The following is a 19,858-nucleotide window of genomic DNA, read 5'->3' as shown; positions in this document are numbered from 1 at the left end:
GCCCGGCGCGGCACGGCCGGGGTCAGACCACCACCGGCTTGCCGGTGAGCTCCACGCCCGCCGTCCGCAGCTCCTCCAGCGCCCGGTCCGTCGTCTTCTTCGCGACGCCCGCCGTCAGGTCGAGCAGCACATGGGTCCGGAAGCCCTCCCGGGCCGCGTCCAGGGCCGTGGCCCGGACGCAGTGGTCGGTGGCGATGCCCACCACGTCGACCTCGGTGACGTCCCGCTCCCGCAGCCACTCCGCGAGCGTCAGCCCGTTCTCGTCGCGCCCCTCGAAGCCGCTGTACGCCGCGTCGTAGGCGCCCTTGTCGAAGACGGCGTCGATCGCCCCGCTGGCGACGGCCGGCGCGAAGTTCGGGTGGAAGCCCACCCCCTCCGTACCGGCCACGCAGTGCACCGGCCAGGACGTGACGTAGTCCGGCGCCTCGCCGGCCGGGGCGAAGTGGGCGCCCGGATCGACGTGGTGGTCGCGGGTGGCGACCACGTGCCGGTAGGAGGTGCCCGCCGTCTGGCCGACCAGGTCGGTGATGGCGGCGGCGACGTCCGCGCCGCCGGTCACCGCGAGGCTGCCGCCCTCACAGAAGTCGTTCTGCACGTCCACAACGATCAATGCGCGGTGCATGGCGGGTTTCCTTAACGCGTCGGGGAGGGGTGGGGTCGAGCCTAGAGACTTCCCCCTCCCACCGGGAGGGGGCGTCCCGATCCTCCGTTCGGGGCTTCTACACGTATTCCGTCGGCAGCACCGGCTCGCCCCGGGAGAGCTGCACCGCCGACATCGGCAGCCCGTCGCGGGCCGCGATGTGCCGGGACCTGGCGGCCTCCAGCGGCTCCCTGGCCACCACGTCGCCGCCCTTCACGAGCTCGACCAGCAGCTGCCGGTCGGCGAGCTCCGGCGGTACGGGCCCGGTGCCCACGACCTCCGCCTCGGCGATCCCGTACGCGTCGGGCCGGCGCGCCGCCCACTTGCGCCCGCCGACCGAGGCCTTCCCGCCCAGGGACTTCTTGGCGACCGGGACGAGGGGCGCCTTGAGGTCGGCCGAGGCCGCCCGCGCCACCAGCTTGTAGACCATGGAGCAGGTCGGGTGGCCGCTGCCGGTGACCAGCTGCGTCCCCACCCCGTACGCGTCGACCGGGGCCGCCGCGAGCGAGGCGATGGCGTACTCGTCGAGGTCCGAGGTGACGACGATCTTCGTGTCCCGCGCGCCCAGCTCGTCGAGCTGCGCCCGCACCCGGTGGGCGACGAGCAGCAGGTCGCCCGAGTCGATCCGGACGGCCCCGAGCTCGGGCCCGGCCACCTCCACGGCGGTACGGACGGCCTCGGCGACGTCGTAGGTGTCGACGAGCAGGGTCGTACCGCGCCCGAGGCTGTCGACCTGCGCCCGGAAGGCGTCCCGCTCGCTGTCGTGGAGCAGGGTGAAGGCGTGGGCGGAGGTGCCGACGGTCGGGATGCCGTAGCGGAAGCCCGCCGCGAGGTCCGAGGTCGAGTCGAAGCCGCCGACGTACGCGGCGCGGGAGGCGGCGACCGCCGCCAGCTCGTGGGTGCGCCGGGCGCCCATCTCGATCAGGCGGCGCCCGCCGGCGGCGGCGGACATGCGGGAGGCGGCGGCGGCGATGGCGGAGTCGTGGTTGAGGATCGAGAGGATCACGGTCTCCAGGAGCACGCACTCGGCGAAGGAGCCCTCGACGCGCAGCAGGGGGGAGCCGGGGAAGTACACCTCGCCCTCGGGGTAGCCCCAGATGTCGCCGGAGAAGCGGTAGCCGGCCAGCCAGGCGAGGGTCGGCTCGTCGACGATGCCGTGCTCCCGCAGGAAGCCCAGGACGGCGGGGTCGAAGCGGAAGTTCTCGACGGCGTCCAGGACCCGGCCGACGCCCGCGAGGACGCCGTAGCGCCGCCCCTCGGGCAGCCGCCGGGTGAAGACCTCGAAGACGGAGCGCCGGTCGGCGGTGCCGCCCCTGAGGGCCGCCTGGAGCATGGTCAGCTCGTACTGGTCGGTGAAGAGCGCGGTCGACGGCACGTCCACCGGGAGCCCAAGGTCCGCAGCGTTCATGTCAGCGATGCTAGCGCAGAAATCGTCAGAGTGACGATTTCTAGGCCATGCGTGTGGGGAAGCCCCGACCCGTTTGTGCGACGGGCCCCCCGGGGTGGCAGCATGGGGTGAGTGAGCGTCGCGCCTATTGAGATCGAACGTACGGAATCGGCCGAGGAGGTCTCCGCCGTCGTCGAGCCGGACGTGCCATGGGTGACCCTCGTGCACAACGACCCGGTCAACCTGATGAGCTACGTGACCTACGTCTTCCAGTCGTACTTCGGTTACTCCAAGGACAAGGCGCACAAGCTGATGCTCGACGTGCACCACAAGGGCCGCGCGGTGGTCTCCAGCGGCACCCGCGAGGAGATGGAGCGCGACGTGCAGGCGATGCACGGCTACGGCCTCTGGGCGACGCTCTCCCAGGACCGCTTCTGATGGCCGGCCACTTCGAGACCCTGCCCGGCGGCGGCGCCGCCGTCGCCCTCGACGACGTCGAGATCTCCATCCTCCGCTCCCTCGCCGTCCAGCTCATGGAGCTGATCGGACCGGGCGACGAGCCCGCCAAGGACGAGGACCCGCTCGCCGCGCTCTTCGCCGAGGGCCCGAGCAAGCCGCCGTCCGACCCCGCGCTCAGGCGCCTCTTCCCCGACGCGTACGGCGACGACAGCGAGGAGCTGCGCGCGGCCGCCTCCGACTTCCGCCGCTACACCGAGAACGACCTGCGGGCCCGCAAGCGCGAGGACGCCCTCGTCGTGGTGCGCGCCCTCGACGCCCTCTCGGCCGACGCCGCCGGCGAGGGCGGCGCGGTCCTGAAGCTGAGCGCGGAGGAGGCGCGCGCCTGGCTCGGCGCGCTCAACGACCTCCGGCTGACCATCGGGACCCGCCTGGAGGTCACCGACGACGAGGAGAGCGAGCAGCTGTACCGGCTGCCGGACTCCGACCCGCGCAAGCCGATGGTGATGGCGTACCTCTGGCTGGGAGCGCTCCAGGAGTCCCTCATCGAGACCCTGATGTCCTGACCCGAGGCCGCCGGCACCTGAGCGACATCCGAGCGGCATCGAATGTTCGCTCAGCGGACGCTCAAATCCGGATAACGAATGCGTTATCAGAGCGTCCGCTTTGCCGTCTTGCGTGCCTTTCGCCCGCCGTTCTCTGTGGCGTGCGCCACACGCAACTCCCTCGATCACGTCCCACGCCGTGATAAATCTTCACGACCGCTCGGGGACGCCACCCCTGTTCCCGAGGGCGCTCCGACCGGCTGACCGCCGGTGGCACTCCATCCACATCCGGGGGGATCAGGATCTGGTCCGCGGCAGACGCACACGCAGTCGCGCGGATCAGCATGGAGAAAGGCGCACCACCATGACCTCTGTGCAGGTCGACAAGCAGCACGACGGCACCGACGGGGCCGTGGACGGCGGCGAGGGCTACCAGCGAGGCCTCGGCGCCCGGCAGATCCAGATGATCGCGATCGGCGGTGCCATCGGCACCGGCCTGTTCCTCGGCGCCGGCAAGGCCATCGCCAAGGCGGGCCCCAGCCTGATCCTCGCGTACGCCATCGCGGGCCTGGTCATCTTCTTCATCATGCGGGCCCTGGGCGAGCTGCTCATGTACCGCCCCGTGTCCGGCTCCTTCGCGGAGTACGCACGCGAGTTCGTCGGCCCGTTCTGGGGCTTCGTGACCGGCTGGACGTACTGGCTCTTCTGGGTCGTCACCGGCATCACCGAGGTCACCGCGGCGGCCACCTACATGACGTACTGGTGGAACATCCCGCAGTGGATCTCCGCACTCGTCTTCACGGTCATCCTCTACGGCGCGAACCTCATCTCCGTGAAGCTCTTCGGTGAGCTGGAGTTCTGGTTCTCCATGGTCAAGGTCACCGCCATCATCGGCATGATCCTGATCTGCGCCGGCATCCTCACCATCGGCTTCTCCGACGCCGGCGACACCGCCACCGTCGCGCACCTGTGGAACCAGGGCGGCTTCTTCCCGAACGGCATCGGCAGCACGCTGATGACCCTGCAGATCGTGATGTTCGCCTTCCTCGCCGTCGAGCTCGTCGGCGTCACCGCGGGCGAGTCCAAGGACCCGAAGACCGTCCTGCCCAAGGCCATCAACACCGTGCCGTGGCGCATCGCCGTCTTCTACGTCGGCGCGCTGATCATGATCCTGTCGGTCGTCCCGTGGACCGAGTTCCAGCCGGGCGTCTCCCCGTTCGTCGCCGCCTTCCAGAAGATGGGCCTCGGCGTCGGCGCCGCCATCGTCAACTTCGTGGTGCTGACCGCGGCCCTGTCCTCCTGCAACTCGGGCATGTACTCCACCGGCCGCATGCTGCGCGACCTCGCGCTCAACGGCCAGGGCCCGAAGGTCTTCACCCGCCTCACCAAGAGCGGCACCCCGCTGCTCGGCCTGACCTTCTCGGCCTCGCTCATGCTCGTCGGCGTCTGGATCAACTACGTCGCCCCCGGCAAGGCCTTCGAGTACGTCGTCTCCTTCGCCACCATCTCCGGCATGTGGGCCTGGATCATGATCCTGGTCAGCCAGATCCGCTACCGCGCCAAGGCGAACCGCGGCGAGCTCCCCGAGTCCACCTTCAAGGCCCCGGGAGCCCCCTACACCAGCTGGTTCGCGCTCCTCTTCATCGGCATGGTCATCGTGATGATGGGCATCGACGAGGGCGCCCGCGTCTCGCTCTACTGCGCGCCGGTCTGGGGCCTCGTCCTGGGCGTCTCCTACCTGGTCCTGAAGTCCCGCAACCCCGAGGGCGCCGCCTTCGTCAAGCGCGGCTGACCTCGCACGTCTCGGCATCCGGGCCGTTCCGTACCACTCCTCGGTACGGGGCGGCCCGTCTGCTTATCCTGTCGGCATGCTGACCATCACCCGGGCCCTGTACGACCAGATCGTGGAACACTCCCGCGCGGACCACCCCGACGAGGCCTGCGGCGTCGTCGCGGGACCGGCCGGCACCGGACGCCCCGAGCGGTTCATCCCCATGCTGAACGCCGCCCGCTCGCCCACGTTCTACGAGTTCGACTCCGCGGACCTCCTCAAGCTCTACCGAGAGATGGACGACCGGGACGAGGAGCCGGTCATCGTCTACCACTCCCACACCGCGACCGAGGCCTACCCGTCCCGCACGGACATCTCGTACGCCAACGAGCCCCACGCCCACTACGTCCTCGTCTCCACCGCCGACAGCGACGGCGCGGGCCCCTTCCAGTTCCGCTCCTTCACCATCGTCGAGGGCGTCGTGACGGAAGAGGACGTCAAGGTCGTCGAGGCGTACGACGCCTGAGACACTGACCGGGACCAACGGGCGGCAGGACCCAGGAAGCCGGTGAGAATCCGGCACGGTCCCGCCACTGTGACCAGCGCCCCCGGGCGCTGGGAGCCAGGAACTGACCTGCCGCCTCTCACCACCGACTGGGGACGTGGAAATCCCCGGAGGAGGCATTCCGTCATGACCTGGCCCCGCCGTACCCTGCTGCCCGCCGCCGCCCTCGTCTCCCTGCTCGCCGGCTGCGCGGCCCCCGCGGAACAGGCACCCGCGGCGAAGGCCGCACCGGGATTCCCGTACACCGTCACCAACTGCGGTGTGAAGACGACGTACCAGGCCCCGCCGAAGCGCGCCGTCACCATGAACCAGCACGTCACCGAGATCATGCTCGCCCTCGGCCTGGAGAAGTCGCTCGTCGGCACCGCCTACCTCGACGACGCGATCCTCCCCGCCTACAAGAAGGCGTACGACACCGTCCCGGTCCTCGCGAAGGAGTACCCCTCCAAGGAGGCCCTGCTCGCCGCGAACCCCGACTTCGTGTACGGCGGTTACACCTCCGCCTTCACCGCGAAGGACGGCCGCGGCCGCGACGACCTCCGGCGCGCCGGCATCGACACCCGCCTCAACACCGAGTACTGCCCGACCGGTTCGCCCTCCGTCGACGACCTCTACCGCGAGGTCACCGAGATCGGCCGGACCTTCGGCGTCCCCGACCGGGCCGCCACCTGGACCGAGGCGGCGCGCGGAACCGTCGCCGCCACCGAGAAGCGCCTGAAGGGCGTCGAGCCCGTCTCCGTCTTCGTCTACGACAGCGGCGACAAGACCGCCTTCACCGCGGGCGGCAAGGGCATCGGCAACGAGCTCATCACCCGCGCCGGCGGCCACAACGTCTTCGCCGACCTCGACAAGCCCTTCGGCGACGCCACCTGGGAACAGGTCGTCGCCCGGAAGCCCGAGGTCGTCGTCATCTACGACTACGGCTCCACCACCGTCGAACAGAAGAAGCGGCGGCTCCTCGACGACCCCGCCCTCAAGGACGTCCCCGCGATCAGGAACCGCAGGTTCGCCGTCCTGCCCCTCTCCGACACCGTCCTCGGCGTCCGCGTCCCCGCGGCCGTCGACAAGCTGGCCGCCCAGCTCCACCCCGCCACCCGCTGACCCGGCCCGATGAAGACCGCACCCCGCCCGGCCCGGACCCCCGTCCGGGCCGCCCCGGCCCCCGCGCGCCGCGTCCGGTACGCCCTCGTCGTCACCGGACTCCTCACCGCCCTGGCCCTCGCCGCCCTCGCCGCGCTCGCCCTCGGCTCCGTCCGCGTCCCGCCCGGCCAGGTGCTCGACGCCCTCACCGGCCGGTCCGGCCCCTCCCCGTACCGGACGATCGTCCTCGACGTCCGGCTGCCCCGGGTCCTGCTCGGCGTGATCGTCGGCGCCGGACTCGCCGTCGTCGGCGCCGTCCTCCAGGCCCTCGTCCGCAACCGGCTCGCCGACCCCTTCCTCCTCGGGATCTCCTCCGGCGCATCCGCCGGAGCCGTCCTCGTCCTCGTCGCCGGCGGCGGCGCCGGACTCCTCGGCGGCGTCACCACCACCATCGCCCTGCCCGCGGGCGCCTTCGCCGGCGCCCTCCTCGCCCTCGTCCTCGTCTACGGGCTCGCGCGCCGCGGCGGCACCATGACCGGCCCCCGGCTCGTCCTCGCCGGGGTCGCCGTCTCCTACATCCTCTCCGCCCTCGCCACCCTCCTCCTGGTCGTCGCCGGACGGCCCGAACAGTTCCAGGAAGCCCTGTTCTGGTCCCTCGGCGGCCTCGGCAGCGCCCGCTGGGACACCCTCGCCCTGCCCGCCGCCGTCCTCGCCCTCGGCACCGGCGCCCTCCTCACCCTCGCCCGCCCCCTCGACCTCCTCCTCGCCGGAGAAGAGGGCGCGGTCGTCCTCGGCCTGGACACCGCACGCTTCCGCGCCGCCGTCTTCGTCCTCGCCTCCCTCGTCACCGCCGTCATGGTCGCGGCCAGCGGAGCCGTCGGCTTCGTCGGCCTCATGGCCCCCCACGCCGCCCGGCTCGCCGTCGGCGCCCCGCACCGCCGGCTCCTCCCGGTCGCCGCGCTCGGCGGAGCGCTCGCCCTGGTCCTCGCCGACCTCGCCGCCCGGACCGTCGCCGCACCCCAGGACATCCCCGTCGGCGTCCTGACCGCCCTCACCGGCGGCCCGTTCTTCCTCTGGCTGCTGCGCCGGCGCCCCGAAGGAGCAGCCCTGTGACCGAACTGCGCCTGCGCGGACTCTCGTACGAGGACCGCCTCCACGACGTCGACCTCACCGTCCGCCCCGGCGAGACCGTCGGCCTCATCGGCCCCAACGGCAGCGGCAAGACCACCCTCCTGCGCTGCGTCTACGGCACCCTCGCCCCCACCGCAGGACACGCCACCCTCGACGGCGACGACCTCCACACCCTCGGCCCCAAGGCCCGCGCCCGCCGAGTCGCGACCGTCCCCCAGGACAGCGCCCTGGAGTTCGACCTCACCGTCCGCGAACTCGTCACCCTCGGCCGGTCCCCGCACAAACGGTTCTGGGAGGGCGACACGGGCGCCGACCGGGAACGCGCCGAGGCCGCCCTCGCCCGCGTCGGCCTCACGGACCTCGCCGACCGCCCGTACCCCACCCTCTCCGGCGGCGAACGCCAACGCGCCCTCGTCGCCCGCGCCCTCGTCCAGGACCCGGCGCTCCTCGTCCTCGACGAACCCACCAACCACCTGGACATCCGCCACCAACTGGACGTCCTCGCCCTCGTCCGCACCCTCGGCACCACCAACCTGCTCGCCCTGCACGACCTCAGCCTCGCGGGGGCGTACTGTGACCGTCTCTACGTCCTGGAACGCGGCCGCGTCGTCACCGGCGGAACCCCCGCCGAGGTCCTCACCCCCGCCCTCCTCGCCGCCGTCTACGGGGTGGACGCCGAGGTCATCCCCCATCCCAGGACCGGCAGCCCGACCGTCGTCTACCTGCACGGTCCGGCAGGCGGGCACGAACCATCCATCATGTGAGATCACATTCCGGAACCCGGACCGGGAATCGATACGATGAGCCCATGGTTTCCCACGACGTGAGCGAAGAGACTCCGAGCACAGTCATGCTCGTAGGCCGCCTGCACGTCGACCTGTGCCGCCTCGCCAGCGCGATCTGTCCGACCCGCGCCGCGCTCTGAGCGACCGGCCGAGCGCACCTTCGTACGACCCCCCTCCGCGCGGGGGCCCCAGCAGCGCGCCCACCACGTCACTTCCGACAGGAGCCCACGCCATGGCCATCGAGGTCCGCATCCCGACCATCCTCCGCACCTACACCGACGGCGAGAAGGCCGTCGAAGGCAGCGGCGCGACCCTCGCCGAGCTCTTCGCCGACCTGGAGTCCCGCCACACCGGGATCGAGGCCCGCATCGTCGACGGCGGCAAGCTCCGCCGCTTCGTCAACGTCTACCTCAACGACGAGGACGTCCGCTTCCTCGACGGCATCGACACCAAGCTCACCGACGGCGACAACGTCACGATCCTGCCGGCCGTCGCCGGTGGCATGGTCTGATCCACATGCGCTACGACTCCTCGCTGGCCGCCGTCGGCAACACGCCGCTGGTCCGCCTCCCCCGGCTCTCGCCCTCGGACGACGTCCGCATCTGGGCGAAGCTGGAGGACCGCAACCCGACCGGCTCGGTCAAGGACCGCCCCGCGCTCCACATGATCGAGCAGGCCGAGAAGGACGGCCGCCTCACCCCCGGCTGCACCATCCTGGAGCCGACCAGCGGCAACACCGGCATCTCCCTCGCCATGGCCGCCAAGCTGAAGGGCTACCGCATCGTCTGCGTCATGCCCGAGAACACCAGCGAGGAGCGCCGTCAGCTGCTCGCCATGTGGGGCGCGGAGATCATCTCGTCCCCCGCGGCGGGCGGATCCAACACGGCCGTGCGCGTCGCCAAGGAACTTGCCGCCGACAACCCGTCCTGGGTGATGCTCTACCAGTACGGGAACCCGCACAACGCCGGCGCCCACTACGCCACCACCGGCCCCGAGATCCTCGCCGACCTCCCCTCCATCACCCACTTCGTCGCCGGCCTCGGCACGACGGGCACGCTGATGGGCGTCGGCCGCTACCTGCGCGAGCAGAAGCCCGACGTCAAGATCGTCGCCGCCGAGCCGCGCTACGACGACCTCGTCTACGGCCTGCGGAACCTGGACGAGGGCTTCGTACCCGAGCTGTACGACGCCTCCGTCCTCACCACCCGCTTCTCCGTCGGCTCCGCCGACGCGGTCACCCGCACCCGCGAACTCCTCCAGCAGGAGGGCATCTTCGCGGGCGTCTCCACGGGCGCCGCGCTGCACGCCGCCATCGGCGTCGGCACCAAGGCGGTCAAGGCCGGCGAGAGCGCCGACATCGCGTTCGTCGTCGCCGACGGCGGCTGGAAGTACCTGTCGACCGGCCTCTACACCGCGAAGACGACAGAGGAAGCGATCGAAGCGGTCCAGGGCCAGCTCTGGGCGTAGCCCCCTGCCCCCGCTCGCGCGGGCGCCGCGGGCGCCGCGCACCCGCTGCGGGCGCCCCCGGGCGCCGCGTACCCGCCGGCCCCCGCCCCCGTGCGGGCGGCCCCGGGCGCCGCGTACCCGCTAGCGCGCCAGATGGCGGACCTGGTCCCACACCACCGGGTCCGCCGTCCCCGCCCTCCGCCGGAAGTCCGCCACCGGCACCTCCCGCAGCTCGTCCGTCTCCAGGAAGCTCGGCCGGCCCTGCGCGTCACCCACCGCCCCCGGCGGCAGCGCGATGACCCCCGGCCGCTCGTCGTGGTACTTACTGGTGATCTTGGCGACGAGCGCGCTGTCCCCGCGGAGCGACAGCACCAGACACGGCCGGTCCTTCGAACCGGGACCGTCCTCGAACGGCACGTCCGCCCACCAGATCTCCGCCGGCCTCGGCACCCGGCCCGGCCGCGCCGGAGCCTTCCGCGGCCCCGTGGGCCGACCGGGCGGCCGGGTCCGCTCCGGAGCCCTACCCCGCCCCGACGGAGGGCGCGGCGAACGCCTCCACCCGTCGGCGAGCGCCACGACCAGCGCGATCACCACGACCGCGACCAGCGCGGGCCACCACGACGTGTCCATACCCCAAGACGGTACCGGCGCACCGCTCACTCCGCCGCAGCGGCCCGCCATCCATCCGAACCGGTGACAGAGCCCGTGAGTTCGCCCACAACGGGCCACCACGAAGGAGCGGCACGCCCGGGCGCGCCTTACGCTCGACAGACCGCACAGCCCCCTCCTCAGCGCGCTTTCCGTATCCGTCCACGGAGGTCCCCGCTCCATGAAGCTCACCGTCGTCGGCTGCTCCGGGTCGTTCCCGTCCGCGGATTCGGCCTGTTCGAGCTACCTCGTCGAGGCCGACGGCTTCCGGCTGCTCCTCGACATGGGCAACGGCGCCCTGGGCGAGCTGCAGCGACACATCGGTCTGTACGACCTCGACGCGATCTTCCTCAGCCATCTGCACGCGGATCACTGCATCGACATGTGCGGGTACTTCGTCGCCCGCTACTACCGGCACGAGGGCGGCCGCTGCGACGCGCTGCCCGTCTACGCCCCGGAGGGCGCCGAGCAGCGCCTGACCACGGCGTACGCGGACACGCCGTCCCCCACCTCGATGAGCGAGGTCTTCGACTTCCGCACCCTAAAGTCGGGCGCCTTCGAGATCGGCCCGTTCTCCGTCCGTACGGAGAAGGTGTGCCATCCCGTCGAGGCGTACGGCATCCGGATCGAGCACGGGGGCCGTTCGCTCACGTACTCCGGTGACACCGGTGTCTGCGAGTCGCTCCACGACCTGGCCCGGGGCACCGACCTCTTCCTCTGCGAGGCCTCCTTCACCCACGGCAAGGAGGACATCCCGGCGCTCCACCTGAACGGCCGGGAGGCGGGGGCGGAGGCGGCCCGGTCGTCGGTGGGCCGGCTGGTCCTCACCCACATCCCGCCGTGGACCGACGGCGAGCGGAACCTGGCGGACGCGCGCGCGGTCTTCGACGGGCCGTCGGAGCTGGCGAGACCGGGCGCGGTGTACGAGGTCTGAACGACGGGAGGGCCCCGGAACCGTACGGTTCCGGGGCCCTCCCGCGCTGGGGGCGGGGCTCACGCCTTGGTGAGGTCCTCGACCTCCTCGTCGGGCTCGCGGCCCGGCGTCATGATGTCGAACTTGGTGATCGCGAAGCGGAACACCGCGTAGTAGACGACCGCGAAGACCAGGCCTATCGGGATGATCAGCCACGGCTTGGTGGCGTACGTCCAGTTCAGGAAGTAGTCCAGTGCACCGGCCGAGAAGGTGAAGCCGTGGTGCACGCCGAGGGCCGAGGTGATGACCATCGAGGCCGCGGTGAGCACCGCGTGGATCACGTACAGGAGCGGCGCCAGGAACATGAAGGCGAACTCGATGGGCTCGGTGATGCCCGTGACGAACGAGGTCAGGGCGAGCGAGAACATCATGCCGCCGACGACCTTGCGGCGCTCGGGACGGGCGGCGTGGGTGATGGCCAGGGCGACGGCCGGGAGGGCGAACATCATGATCGGGAAGAAGCCCGACATGAACTGGCCGGCGGACGGGTCACCGTGGAAGAAGCGCGGCAGGTCGCCGTGCCAGACGGCGCCGGTGGAGTCGGTGAAGCTGCCGATCTCCTGCCAGGCGACGGTGTTCACGAACTGGTGCATGCCGACCGGGAGCAGTCCGCGGTTGATGGCGCCGAAGATGCCGGAGCCGACGGCGCCGAGGCTGGTCATCCAGTTGCCGAAGTCGGTGATGACGTTGCCGACGGGCTCCCAGAGGAGGCCGAAGAGGACGCCCATCACGGTGCCGACGAAGGCCATGAGGATCGGGACGAGACGGCGGCCGTTGAAGAAGCCGAGCCAGTCGACCAGCTTGGTGCGGTGGTACCGCTGCCAGACGACGGCGCCGAGCAGGCCCATGATGATGCCGCCGAAGACCTTGGGGTCGTTGTACGTCGCGGCGACGTCGACACCCTTGTTCGCGGTCGTGTTGACGACGGCCTCGGTGACCGGGAACGCCTTGAGGACGCTCGAGTAGACGAGGAAGCCGACGAGGGCGGCGAGGGCGGTGGAGCCGTCGGCCTTCTTGGCGAAGCCGATGGCGATGCCGACGCAGAACAGCAGCGGCATGTTGGCGAAGACCGCGTCGCCGGCGGAGGCGAAGACGGTGGCGACCTTGTCCCAGCCGAGACCCTCGGCGCCGAAGACGTCGGGCTGGCCGAGACGGAGCAAGATACCCGCGGCCGGCAGCACGGCGATCGGCAGCTGCAGGCTGCGACCGACCTTCTGCAGGCCCTGGAACAGGCCGGATCCGCGCTTCTTCGCGGGAGCGGCGGCCTGGGCGGTGGCCGTACTCATCAACTTCCTCCAGTAAGGCAAGGCGCCGCCTGGGGACAGGTGTCACGGGGGGACGGCGGCGTCTCGTGGAACGCGGTGGTCTGGACCGCGTGGTCTACACCATTGAGTGGTGTAGACCAGTTTTAGCACGTGAGACTTAGATAAGGAACCTACGAATTCTCTGTGCTCGGCCATGGCCGGAAAGTGACGACGAAGGGCCCCCGGACGGTGAGGTCCAGGGGCCCTTGGGGTCCTGCGATCGGGACGAAAGCCCCGAAGCGGTCAGGTCACTTGATGTTGTCCCGCTCCATCTCCTCCTCGACCTCCTCCGGCTCGCGGCCGGGGGTCGGAAGGTCGAACTTGGTGATCGCGAACCGGAAGATCGCGTAGTACACGACCGCGAACCCGAGACCGATCGGAATGATCAGCCACGGCTTCGTCGCCAGGTTCCAGTTGATCACGTAGTCGATCAGACCGGCCGAGAAGCTGAAACCGTCCTTCACCCCGAGCGCCCAGGTCACCGCCATCGAGACACCCGTCAGCACCGCGTGGATCGCGTACAGCGCCGGCGCGATGAAGAGGAACGAGTACTCCAGCGGCTCGGTGATACCGGTGACGAACGAGGTCAGGGCCACGGAGAGCATCAGACCGCCGACCTCCTTGCGCCGGTGCGGCTTCGCGCAGTGGGTGATCGCGAGCGCCGCCGCGGGCAGCGCGAACATCATGATCGGGAAGAAGCCCGTCAGGAACTGCCCGGCCTCCGGGTCGCCCGCCAGGAACATCGGGATGTCGCCGTTGACCACCGCGCCGTCCGGCTTCTCGTACGAACCGAACTGGAACCAGATCGGCACGTTCAGGAACTGGTGCAGGCCGATGACCAGCAGCGCGCGGTTCGCGACGCCGAAGATGCCCGAACCCCAGGCGCCCAGACCGACCAGCCAGTCGCTGAAACTCTCCAGGGCGTCGCCGATCGGCGGCCAGACCCACAGGCAGAGCGCGGCGAACGCGATCGCCACGAACGTCATGATGATCGGGACGAGACGGCGGCCGTTGAAGAACCCCAGCCAGTCCACGAGCTTCGTCCGGTGATACCGCTGCCAGAACCAGGCCGTGAGCAGACCGATGACGATGCCGCCGAAGACACCCGGGTTCTGGTACGTGTACCCGCTGAACGCCTGCTCGGGCGCGAGGCAGCCGCCCATGATGTCCGCCGTTCCGGGCGGACAGTCCTCGGGGAACTGACGCAGCACGTTGTAGTAGACGAGGAAGCCCACCGTGGCGGCCAGGGCCGTCGAGCCGTCCGCCTTCTTCGCCATACCGATCGCGACACCGATGCAGAACAGCAGGGGCAGTCCGAGGTTGCCGTCGAGCAGCGCGCCACCGGCGCCCTTCATCACCTTCGCGACGTTGTCCCAGCCGAGCCCCTCAGGGCCGAAGACGTCGTCCTGCCCCAGCCGGTTGATGATGCCCGCGGCCGGGAGGACGGCGATCGGGAGCTGAAGGCTGCGGCCCATCTTCTGCAGACCCTGGAAGAGGCCGCTGCCCCAGGACTTCTTCCTCGGCGCGGCCGCGGCGTTGTCCGTACTCATCGGCGTCCTCCCTGCCCGGAACAAGCCGGGTCCGCGTCTCGTTGCAGACTGGTGTAGACCAGTTGCGGTAGGCTCCCGGAGCCCACTGAGGACAGGCCGCCGGTGATCGTCATCCTTCGACAGAACGGCGGCACTCGCTCGCGAAGTTGGGCCAACCGTGGGTTACCGTGACAAAGCGGACCGCAGGTGCGCCGAGATTCGCGTCCACCGCGAACGGAACGGACAGGGAGAGACACATGGCCAGCAAGGCTGAGAAGATCGTCGCCGGGCTCGGCGGCATCGACAACATCGAAGAGGTCGAAGGCTGCATCACCCGCCTCCGCACCGAGGTCGTGGACCCCGGACTGGTCGACGAAGCCGCGCTCAAGGCCGCCGGCGCCCACGGCGTCGTGAAGATGGGCACCGCGATCCAGGTCGTCATCGGCACCGACGCCGACCCCATCGCCGCCGACATCGAAGACATGATGTGAGCAGCTGACCCAGGTCGGCACCTCACCTCGACAAGGGCCCGTTCCGGCAGGGGAACGGGCCCTCCGTCATGTCCCGCTACGCTCGACCCATGTCTCGTATCGACGGCCGTACCCCCGAACAGCTCCGCCCCGTCACCATCGACCGCGGATGGAGCAAGCACGCCGAGGGCTCCGTCCTCATCTCCTTCGGCGACACCAAGGTCTTCTGCACCGCCTCCGTCACCGAGGGCGTCCCCCGCTGGCGCAAGGGCAGCGGAGAAGGCTGGGTCACCGGCGAGTACTCCATGCTGCCCCGCGCCACCAACACGCGCGGCGACCGCGAGTCCGTCCGCGGCAAGATCGGCGGCCGCACCCACGAGATCTCCCGCCTCATCGGCCGCTCACTGCGCGCCGTCATCGACTACAAGGCCCTCGGCGAGAACACCATCGTCCTCGACTGCGACGTCCTCCAGGCCGACGGCGGCACCCGCACCGCCGCCATCACCGGCGCGTACGTCGCCCTCGCCGACGCCGTCGCCTGGGCCCAGGGCAAGAAGCTCGTCAAGGCCGGCCGCAAGCCCCTCACCGGCACCGTCGCCGCCGTCTCCGTCGGCATCGTCGACGGCGTCCCCCTCCTCGACCTCTGCTACGAGGAGGACGTCCGCGCCGACACCGACATGAACGTCGTCTGCACCGGCGACGGCCGCTTCGTCGAGGTCCAGGGCACCGCCGAAGCCGAACCCTTCGACCGCAAGGAACTCAACGCCCTCCTCGACCTCGCGTCCGGCGGCTGCGCCGACCTCGCCGAGATCCAGCGCAAGGCCCTCGAAGGAACGCTCTAGAGCACACCCGGGCCACCACGGGGTTGCGCCACCCCGGCGCAACCCCGTACCCCCGGAATGCGTCCTGTCGGACACACGGGCGCACGGATACGATCCGTGCGCCCGCACGATCGTCATGCACAGGGGGAGGACCCGCTTTGAAGCGCCGTCTCGCACTCGCGGTGGCCACGGCCGCCGCACTCACGACCGTCCTGAGCGGCTGTGGGGCGCTCGACACCGCCATGGACTGCGTCAAGACCGCCGACGCGATAGCCACGTCCGTCCAGAAGCTGGAACAGGCCGTCTCCAACGCCTCGAACGACCCGACGCAGATCGAGGAATCCCTCAACTCCATCTCCACGGAGCTCGGCAACCTCAAGAACACCACCGACAACGCCGACCTCGCGAAGGCCGTCGACGACCTCACCAAGGGCGTCGAGACCGTCCGCACCGCGGTCAAGGAAGGCGACGCGACCCCGGACATCCAGCCGATCACGGACGCGGCCGGCGAGGTGGCGAAGGTCTGCACGCCGGGATAATCGGTCCCATGACCCGTCTGATCCTCGCCACCCGCAACGCGGGCAAGATCACCGAACTCCACGCGATCCTCGCCGACGCAGGTCTCGACCTGGAACTCGTCGGCGCGGACGCGTACCCGGAGATCCCCGACGTCAAGGAAACCGGCGTCACCTTCGCCGAGAACGCCCTCCTCAAGGCCCACGCCCTGGCCCAGGCCACCGGCCTGCCGGCCGTCGCCGACGACTCCGGCCTCTGCGTCGACGTCCTGAACGGCGCCCCCGGCATCTTCTCCGCCCGCTGGTCCGGCACCCACGGCGACGACCGCGCCAACCTGGACCTCCTCCTCGCCCAGCTCTCCGACATCGGAGACGAACACCGCGCCGCCCACTTCGCCTGCGCGGCCGCGCTGGCCCTCCCCGACGGCACGGAACGCGTGGTCGAAGGCCAGATGCGGGGCACCCTCCGCCACACCCCCACGGGCACGAACGGCTTCGGCTACGACCCGATCCTCCAGCCCGAGGGCCACGACGTGACCTGCGCGGAACTGACCCCGGCGCAGAAGAACGCGATCAGCCACCGAGGCAAGGCGTTCAGGGCACTGGTGCCGGTGGTGCGGGAGCTGCTGGGCTGAGGGCCCGCATGGCAACGGCCTGCGCATCGATCCTTCGATACGCAGGCCGTTCGTGTGCGGCGGAAGGGATTCGAACCCTCAAGCCCGATCAAGGGCCACAGATCCTAAGTCTGCTGCGTCGCCGTTGCGCCACCGCCGCTTGCCGCCTGCAATGGTACCGGGGCTGGTCGGGCGCCTCGCCCTCCCCTGCACCATGTACGGGTGACGGCATGGCAGTTAGGGCACAGCAACCGCAGGTTCTCGCCGCGATTGTCCCGCCAGTCCCCGTTGATGTGGTCGATCTCCAACGTCAACGGCTTGCCCAGCCACTCGGGTCCCGTTCCACACCGTGTGCACTGCTCGGGTACACCGACCTCGTGCAGCGCGCGGCGCAGTCGCTTGGTGGTGGTCCGGTGTTCGTTGTCATGCCTCACCAGGACCTCATCAGGGCGTTTGGCCGTCGCGCTCGGTTTGCCTCGTTGATGGGCCTGCCCCAAGAAATGCGCGATCGACAGCCCGTCGTCGGTGATCCACTGCCGCAGGTTGGCGCGCTGCGCGCCGTTGTCCGGGCGGTCCAGGCGGCGAAGGGTCTCCCTGAGTGACTGTGACGCGGCGACCGCCTCCCGCAACTCTGACGCCTTCGGACGGCAGCGTCTTCCGGACGGTGGGAAGTGCGAGACATCGATACCGAAGTGAGCGAACCGCCTCATGAGGTATCGGGGAAGTGCGCTGTACGGCTCGGCGCCCAGGTATTTCACGACTTCCTTGATGTCTGAGCAGCGTACGGCGGCTTCGGCCAGCCGCTCACGCGTGTATCCCATGCCGAGGGTCATGCCGACCGCCTCTTGGCGCGGCCTCGGTACGTGTCCGTCGCGGAGTGGCAGTTGGGACAGAGCAACCGCAGGTTTTCGATCCGGTTGTTCCGCCAGTTGCCGTCGATGTGGTCGACCTCCAACGGGAGGGGCGCGTCCAGCCACACGCCCTCGTTCCCGCACTCTGCGCACCGGTTCTCGACGCTGACCTCCAGCATGGCGTGCTTGAGGCGATCACTTCGCCCGCGTCGGGCATGAGGCGACTCATTCTCGACCAGCACTTCCGCAGGTGTTCGCCGCCGCTGGTTGAACCGCATGTTCTCTGTCCGGACCGAGGGTGTGAAGTGTGAGGTGTCGATGCCGTAGGCCTTGACGCGTCGGCTGATGTGGGCATGCTGTCCGCCCACGACCTCCACGCCCAGCCGGCGCAACACGTCGTACATGCTCGTGGACGCCCTCACCGTCTCCTCCAGGACCTCCCGGGTCCACCGCACCCCCTCCCGCTCGAAGTGCGACGTGTCCACCCCCAGCTTCCGCATCCGGTCGCGCACGTACCGGCGGGACCCGCTTCTCGGGTTCACTCCCAGCCGCTCCAGCGCCTCCGTCAGCGTCCGCGCCCCTCGCGCCGCCACTTCGAGCCGTTCCCTCGTGTACACGCTCGTCCCCATGGGACCCCCTCCGACCCGGCCACCCGTTCGTGGCCTCGTACGGGCTAACGAGCCGGATATCGGACGGTCACGTCATATCGCGTACGGATATCGCGACCGGCCGGGAGCGCGGAACGGCCCGCGCCGGTGGTGTCCGGGGCGGGCCGTTCAGGGGGGGCGAGGGGTCAGAACTTCGGTTCCGGGGCCTGGGCCATCACCAGTTCCGCCGCTTCCTCCGGGGTCTCCACCGACGGGGGTGAGCCCTCCAGGGGCTGCTGGGCCGTCTCCTTCATGCAGGCCACGGCGATCACGCCGACGAGCGCCGCGCCCATCGCGTAGTACGCCGGCATCAGGTTGCTGCCGGTCCAGCCGATCAGGGCCGTGATGACCAGCGGAGTCGTACCGCCGAACAGCGACGTCGACACGTTGTAGCCCACCGACAGCGAGCCGTACCGCACGTCCGTCGGGAAGAGCGCCGGGAGCGCCGCCGACATCGTGCCCAGCATGCAGACCAGCGACAGGCCGAGCATCAGCATGCCGGCCGTGATCGCCGGCACGCCGCCCTGGCCGATCAGCAGGAACGCGGGCAGCGACAGGAAGAGGAAGCCCAGCATGCCCGCCATCAGGACCGGCTTGCGTCCGAAGCGGTCGTTCAGACGGCCGACCTGAGTGATGATCAGCATCAGCAGGACCATCACGAGCAGCAGGATCAGCAGTCCGTGGGTCTCGCTGTAGCCGAGCTCGTCGGAGAGGTACGTCGGCATGTACGACAGGACCATGTAGTCGGTGATGTTGTACGCGCCGACCAGCGCGACGCACAGGATCAGTGCCGGCCACTGCTGCCGGAAGATCTTCGCCAGGTCGCCCTTGGTCGTGGCCTCCACCGGGTCCGCCGCGTCGAAGACGTTCGTCACGTCGGACTCCAGCTTCTGGAAGGCCGGTGTCTCGTCTAGCCGCAGCCGCAGGTAGAGGCCGACCAGGCCCAGCGGGCCGGCGACCAGGAACGGCACGCGCCAGCCCCACGCCTCCATCGTGTCGGAGCCGAGCCAGGTGGTGAGCGCCGTCACCAGGCCCGCCGCGCCGACGTAGCCGGCGAGCGTGCCGAACTCCAGGAAGCTGCCGAAGTAGCCGCGGCGGCGGTCGGGCGCGTACTCGGCGATGAAGGTCGAGGCGCCGCCGTACTCGCCTCCGGTGGAGAAGCCCTGGAGCATCCGGAAGAGGATCAGGAGGACCGGTGCCCAGAAGCCGATGGAGGCGTACGACGGGATCAGGCCGATCGCGAAGGTGCCGACCGCCATGAGGATCATGGTGAGCGCGAGGACCTTCTTTCGGCCCAGCCGGTCACCCATCGGGCCGAACACCATGCCGCCGAGCGGGCGGATCAGGAAGGCCACCGCGAACGTCGCGAACGACGACAGGAGCTGGACCGTGTCGTTGCCGGACGGGAAGAAGACGTGGCCGAGGGTGACGGCCAGGTAGGCGTAGATGCCGAAGTCGAACCACTCCATGGCGTTGCCCAGGGAGGCTGCCCGGACGGCACGCTTCACGGCCGCCTCGTCCGTCACCGTGATGTCGGTGCGTCGCAGCTTGGGCTGCCGGCGCCGGGTGACGGCCCTGAACAGGCGCGGATGGCGTCTGCGGGCTTGGGGATCGGCCGCGGGATCGCGGTCTGTGGCCGGCATGACCGTACGTCCTCTCTGGGGGAGACACTCCAAGGAG

Annotated in this window: 23 protein-coding genes, 1 tRNA gene and 1 riboswitch; of the genes, 15 read left to right on the top strand and 9 right to left on the bottom strand. The window is 70.2% G+C overall.

The window, feature by feature from the left end; translation table 11 throughout:
* Positions 1-22: 22 nt before the first annotated feature.
* Together AMK29_RS05010 and AMK29_RS05005 are read right to left on the bottom strand one after the other, a co-directional pair.
* The gene (locus AMK29_RS05010; RefSeq protein ID WP_073807906.1) at positions 23-622 is read right to left on the bottom strand and encodes a nicotinamidase; all 600 of its coding nucleotides are present in this window, start codon (positions 620-622) and stop codon (positions 23-25) included.
* A 97-nt stretch (positions 623-719) separates the two neighbouring features.
* On the bottom strand, positions 720-2,048 hold the full coding sequence (locus tag AMK29_RS05005; protein WP_073807904.1) for a nicotinate phosphoribosyltransferase: 1,329 nt from the start codon (positions 2,046-2,048) through the stop codon (positions 720-722).
* 111 nt (positions 2,049-2,159) lie between these two features.
* Between AMK29_RS05005 and clpS the strand changes: the two genes are divergently transcribed.
* The 10 genes from clpS to AMK29_RS04960 all read left to right on the top strand — a co-directional run bounded on the left by clpS (position 2,160) and on the right by AMK29_RS04960 (position 9,827).
* A complete protein-coding gene (gene clpS / locus AMK29_RS05000; protein ID WP_073807902.1) occupies positions 2,160-2,465 on the top strand; it encodes an ATP-dependent Clp protease adapter ClpS in 306 nt (101 codons plus the stop codon).
* Positions 2,465-3,049, top strand: a complete 585-nt coding sequence (locus AMK29_RS04995) for a DUF2017 domain-containing protein (RefSeq protein ID WP_073807900.1) — start codon at positions 2,465-2,467, stop codon at positions 3,047-3,049. The genes clpS and AMK29_RS04995 overlap by 1 nt, the downstream gene beginning before the upstream one ends.
* A 343-nt stretch (positions 3,050-3,392) precedes the next feature.
* Positions 3,393-4,820, top strand: a complete 1,428-nt coding sequence (locus AMK29_RS04990; RefSeq protein WP_073807898.1) for an amino acid permease — start codon at positions 3,393-3,395, stop codon at positions 4,818-4,820.
* Between the two features lie 76 nt (positions 4,821-4,896).
* Complete coding sequence (locus AMK29_RS04985; RefSeq protein WP_073807896.1) at positions 4,897-5,325, top strand: Mov34/MPN/PAD-1 family protein; 429 nt, start codon at positions 4,897-4,899, stop codon at positions 5,323-5,325.
* 9 nt (positions 5,326-5,334) lie between these two features.
* A riboswitch (cobalamin riboswitch) is annotated at positions 5,335-5,451 on the top strand.
* Between the two features lie 39 nt (positions 5,452-5,490).
* Positions 5,491-6,465 (top strand): ABC transporter substrate-binding protein, encoded by a 975-nt coding sequence (locus AMK29_RS04980; protein WP_073807894.1) that lies wholly within the window; start codon positions 5,491-5,493, stop codon positions 6,463-6,465.
* Between the two features lie 9 nt (positions 6,466-6,474).
* On the top strand, positions 6,475-7,557 hold the full coding sequence (locus tag AMK29_RS04975; RefSeq protein WP_073807892.1) for a FecCD family ABC transporter permease: 1,083 nt from the start codon (positions 6,475-6,477) through the stop codon (positions 7,555-7,557).
* Positions 7,554-8,339, top strand: a complete 786-nt coding sequence (locus AMK29_RS04970) for an ABC transporter ATP-binding protein (protein WP_073807890.1) — start codon at positions 7,554-7,556, stop codon at positions 8,337-8,339. The genes AMK29_RS04975 and AMK29_RS04970 overlap by 4 nt, the downstream gene beginning before the upstream one ends.
* Before the next feature lie 44 nt (positions 8,340-8,383).
* Positions 8,384-8,500 (top strand): putative leader peptide, encoded by a 117-nt coding sequence (locus AMK29_RS37750; protein WP_311775886.1) that lies wholly within the window; start codon positions 8,384-8,386, stop codon positions 8,498-8,500.
* 92 nt (positions 8,501-8,592) lie between these two features.
* A complete protein-coding gene (locus AMK29_RS04965) occupies positions 8,593-8,871 on the top strand; it encodes a MoaD/ThiS family protein (protein ID WP_073807888.1) in 279 nt (92 codons plus the stop codon).
* A gap of 5 nt (positions 8,872-8,876) precedes the next feature.
* A complete protein-coding gene (locus tag AMK29_RS04960) occupies positions 8,877-9,827 on the top strand; it encodes a PLP-dependent cysteine synthase family protein (protein WP_073807885.1) in 951 nt (316 codons plus the stop codon).
* A gap of 120 nt (positions 9,828-9,947) precedes the next feature.
* On the opposite strand, the gene AMK29_RS04955 is transcribed toward AMK29_RS04960, so the two are convergent.
* Positions 9,948-10,436 carry a type II toxin-antitoxin system PemK/MazF family toxin gene (locus tag AMK29_RS04955; RefSeq protein ID WP_073807883.1) on the bottom strand — a complete coding sequence of 163 codons (489 nt, stop codon included), beginning with the start codon at positions 10,434-10,436 and terminating at the stop codon, positions 9,948-9,950.
* A gap of 199 nt (positions 10,437-10,635) precedes the next feature.
* Here AMK29_RS04955 and AMK29_RS04950 point away from each other — a divergent pair, with 199 nt between their 5' ends.
* Entirely contained in the window at positions 10,636-11,388 is a 753-nt protein-coding gene (locus tag AMK29_RS04950; protein ID WP_073807881.1) for an MBL fold metallo-hydrolase, read from the top strand.
* Positions 11,389-11,447: 59 nt separating this feature from the next.
* On the opposite strand, the gene AMK29_RS04945 is transcribed toward AMK29_RS04950, so the two are convergent.
* Positions 11,448-12,713, bottom strand: coding sequence for a PTS transporter subunit EIIC (locus AMK29_RS04945; protein ID WP_073807879.1), 1,266 nt, complete (start codon positions 12,711-12,713; stop codon positions 11,448-11,450).
* Between the two features lie 266 nt (positions 12,714-12,979).
* Complete coding sequence (locus tag AMK29_RS04940) at positions 12,980-14,281, bottom strand: PTS transporter subunit EIIC (RefSeq protein WP_073807877.1); 1,302 nt, start codon at positions 14,279-14,281, stop codon at positions 12,980-12,982.
* A gap of 236 nt (positions 14,282-14,517) precedes the next feature.
* Here AMK29_RS04940 and AMK29_RS04935 point away from each other — a divergent pair, with 236 nt between their 5' ends.
* The 4 genes from AMK29_RS04935 (at position 14,518) to rdgB (ending at position 16,701) form a co-directional block, all read left to right on the top strand.
* Entirely contained in the window at positions 14,518-14,751 is a 234-nt protein-coding gene (locus AMK29_RS04935; protein WP_073807872.1) for a glucose PTS transporter subunit EIIB, read from the top strand.
* An 89-nt stretch (positions 14,752-14,840) separates the two neighbouring features.
* On the top strand, positions 14,841-15,572 hold the full coding sequence (rph, locus tag AMK29_RS04930) for a ribonuclease PH (protein WP_073807869.1): 732 nt from the start codon (positions 14,841-14,843) through the stop codon (positions 15,570-15,572).
* 137 nt (positions 15,573-15,709) lie between these two features.
* On the top strand, positions 15,710-16,090 hold the full coding sequence (locus AMK29_RS04925) for a hypothetical protein (RefSeq protein WP_073807866.1): 381 nt from the start codon (positions 15,710-15,712) through the stop codon (positions 16,088-16,090).
* A gap of 8 nt (positions 16,091-16,098) precedes the next feature.
* A complete protein-coding gene (gene rdgB, locus AMK29_RS04920) occupies positions 16,099-16,701 on the top strand; it encodes an RdgB/HAM1 family non-canonical purine NTP pyrophosphatase (protein ID WP_073807863.1) in 603 nt (200 codons plus the stop codon).
* A 55-nt stretch (positions 16,702-16,756) separates the two neighbouring features.
* On the opposite strand, the gene AMK29_RS04915 is transcribed toward rdgB, so the two are convergent.
* The 4 genes from AMK29_RS04915 to proP all read right to left on the bottom strand — a co-directional run bounded on the left by AMK29_RS04915 (position 16,757) and on the right by proP (position 19,821).
* Positions 16,757-16,840 (bottom strand) — tRNA-Leu (locus AMK29_RS04915).
* Positions 16,806-17,513 (bottom strand): HNH endonuclease signature motif containing protein, encoded by a 708-nt coding sequence (locus AMK29_RS04910; RefSeq protein ID WP_073807861.1) that lies wholly within the window; start codon positions 17,511-17,513, stop codon positions 16,806-16,808. The genes AMK29_RS04915 and AMK29_RS04910 overlap by 35 nt, the downstream gene beginning before the upstream one ends.
* The gene (locus AMK29_RS04905; RefSeq protein ID WP_073807858.1) at positions 17,510-18,160 is read right to left on the bottom strand and encodes an HNH endonuclease signature motif containing protein; all 651 of its coding nucleotides are present in this window, start codon (positions 18,158-18,160) and stop codon (positions 17,510-17,512) included. The genes AMK29_RS04910 and AMK29_RS04905 overlap by 4 nt, the downstream gene beginning before the upstream one ends.
* Before the next feature lie 164 nt (positions 18,161-18,324).
* Positions 18,325-19,821: a glycine betaine/L-proline transporter ProP gene (proP, locus tag AMK29_RS04900; RefSeq protein WP_073807856.1), complete on the bottom strand. Its 1,497-nt coding sequence runs from the start codon at positions 19,819-19,821 to the stop codon at positions 18,325-18,327.
* Between the last annotated feature and the right edge of the window lie 37 nt (positions 19,822-19,858).

The sequence above is a fragment of the Streptomyces sp. CB02261 genome, assembly GCF_001905665.1.
Taxonomy (GTDB): domain Bacteria; phylum Actinomycetota; class Actinomycetes; order Streptomycetales; family Streptomycetaceae; genus Streptomyces.
The sequence above is the reverse complement of the archived record's forward strand: the minus strand, read 5'-3'. Positions and strand labels throughout refer to the sequence as shown.

Excerpts from the sequence above, each read along its gene's own strand:
- AMK29_RS05010 (WP_073807906.1), bottom strand. The coding sequence starts at position 622 with ATGCACCGCGCATTGATCGTTGTGGACGTGCAGAACGACTTCTGTGAG.
- AMK29_RS05005 (WP_073807904.1), bottom strand. The coding sequence starts at position 2,048 with ATGAACGCTGCGGACCTTGGGCTCCCGGTGGACGTGCCGTCGACCGCG.
- AMK29_RS04995 (WP_073807900.1), top strand. The coding sequence starts at position 2,465 with ATGGCCGGCCACTTCGAGACCCTGCCCGGCGGCGGCGCCGCCGTCGCC.
- AMK29_RS04990 (WP_073807898.1), top strand. The coding sequence starts at position 3,393 with ATGACCTCTGTGCAGGTCGACAAGCAGCACGACGGCACCGACGGGGCC.
- AMK29_RS04985 (WP_073807896.1), top strand. The coding sequence starts at position 4,897 with ATGCTGACCATCACCCGGGCCCTGTACGACCAGATCGTGGAACACTCC.
- AMK29_RS04980 (WP_073807894.1), top strand. The coding sequence starts at position 5,491 with ATGACCTGGCCCCGCCGTACCCTGCTGCCCGCCGCCGCCCTCGTCTCC.
- AMK29_RS04975 (WP_073807892.1), top strand. The coding sequence starts at position 6,475 with ATGAAGACCGCACCCCGCCCGGCCCGGACCCCCGTCCGGGCCGCCCCG.
- AMK29_RS37750 (WP_311775886.1), top strand. The coding sequence starts at position 8,384 with ATGGTTTCCCACGACGTGAGCGAAGAGACTCCGAGCACAGTCATGCTC.
- AMK29_RS04965 (WP_073807888.1), top strand. The coding sequence starts at position 8,593 with ATGGCCATCGAGGTCCGCATCCCGACCATCCTCCGCACCTACACCGAC.
- AMK29_RS04960 (WP_073807885.1), top strand. The coding sequence starts at position 8,877 with ATGCGCTACGACTCCTCGCTGGCCGCCGTCGGCAACACGCCGCTGGTC.
- AMK29_RS04955 (WP_073807883.1), bottom strand. The coding sequence starts at position 10,436 with ATGGACACGTCGTGGTGGCCCGCGCTGGTCGCGGTCGTGGTGATCGCG.
- AMK29_RS04950 (WP_073807881.1), top strand. The coding sequence starts at position 10,636 with ATGAAGCTCACCGTCGTCGGCTGCTCCGGGTCGTTCCCGTCCGCGGAT.
- AMK29_RS04945 (WP_073807879.1), bottom strand. The coding sequence starts at position 12,713 with ATGAGTACGGCCACCGCCCAGGCCGCCGCTCCCGCGAAGAAGCGCGGA.
- AMK29_RS04940 (WP_073807877.1), bottom strand. The coding sequence starts at position 14,281 with ATGAGTACGGACAACGCCGCGGCCGCGCCGAGGAAGAAGTCCTGGGGC.
- AMK29_RS04935 (WP_073807872.1), top strand. The coding sequence starts at position 14,518 with ATGGCCAGCAAGGCTGAGAAGATCGTCGCCGGGCTCGGCGGCATCGAC.
- rph (WP_073807869.1), top strand. The coding sequence starts at position 14,841 with ATGTCTCGTATCGACGGCCGTACCCCCGAACAGCTCCGCCCCGTCACC.
- rdgB (WP_073807863.1), top strand. The coding sequence starts at position 16,099 with ATGACCCGTCTGATCCTCGCCACCCGCAACGCGGGCAAGATCACCGAA.
- AMK29_RS04910 (WP_073807861.1), bottom strand. The coding sequence starts at position 17,513 with ATGACCCTCGGCATGGGATACACGCGTGAGCGGCTGGCCGAAGCCGCC.
- AMK29_RS04905 (WP_073807858.1), bottom strand. The coding sequence starts at position 18,160 with ATGGGGACGAGCGTGTACACGAGGGAACGGCTCGAAGTGGCGGCGCGA.
- proP (WP_073807856.1), bottom strand. The coding sequence starts at position 19,821 with ATGCCGGCCACAGACCGCGATCCCGCGGCCGATCCCCAAGCCCGCAGA.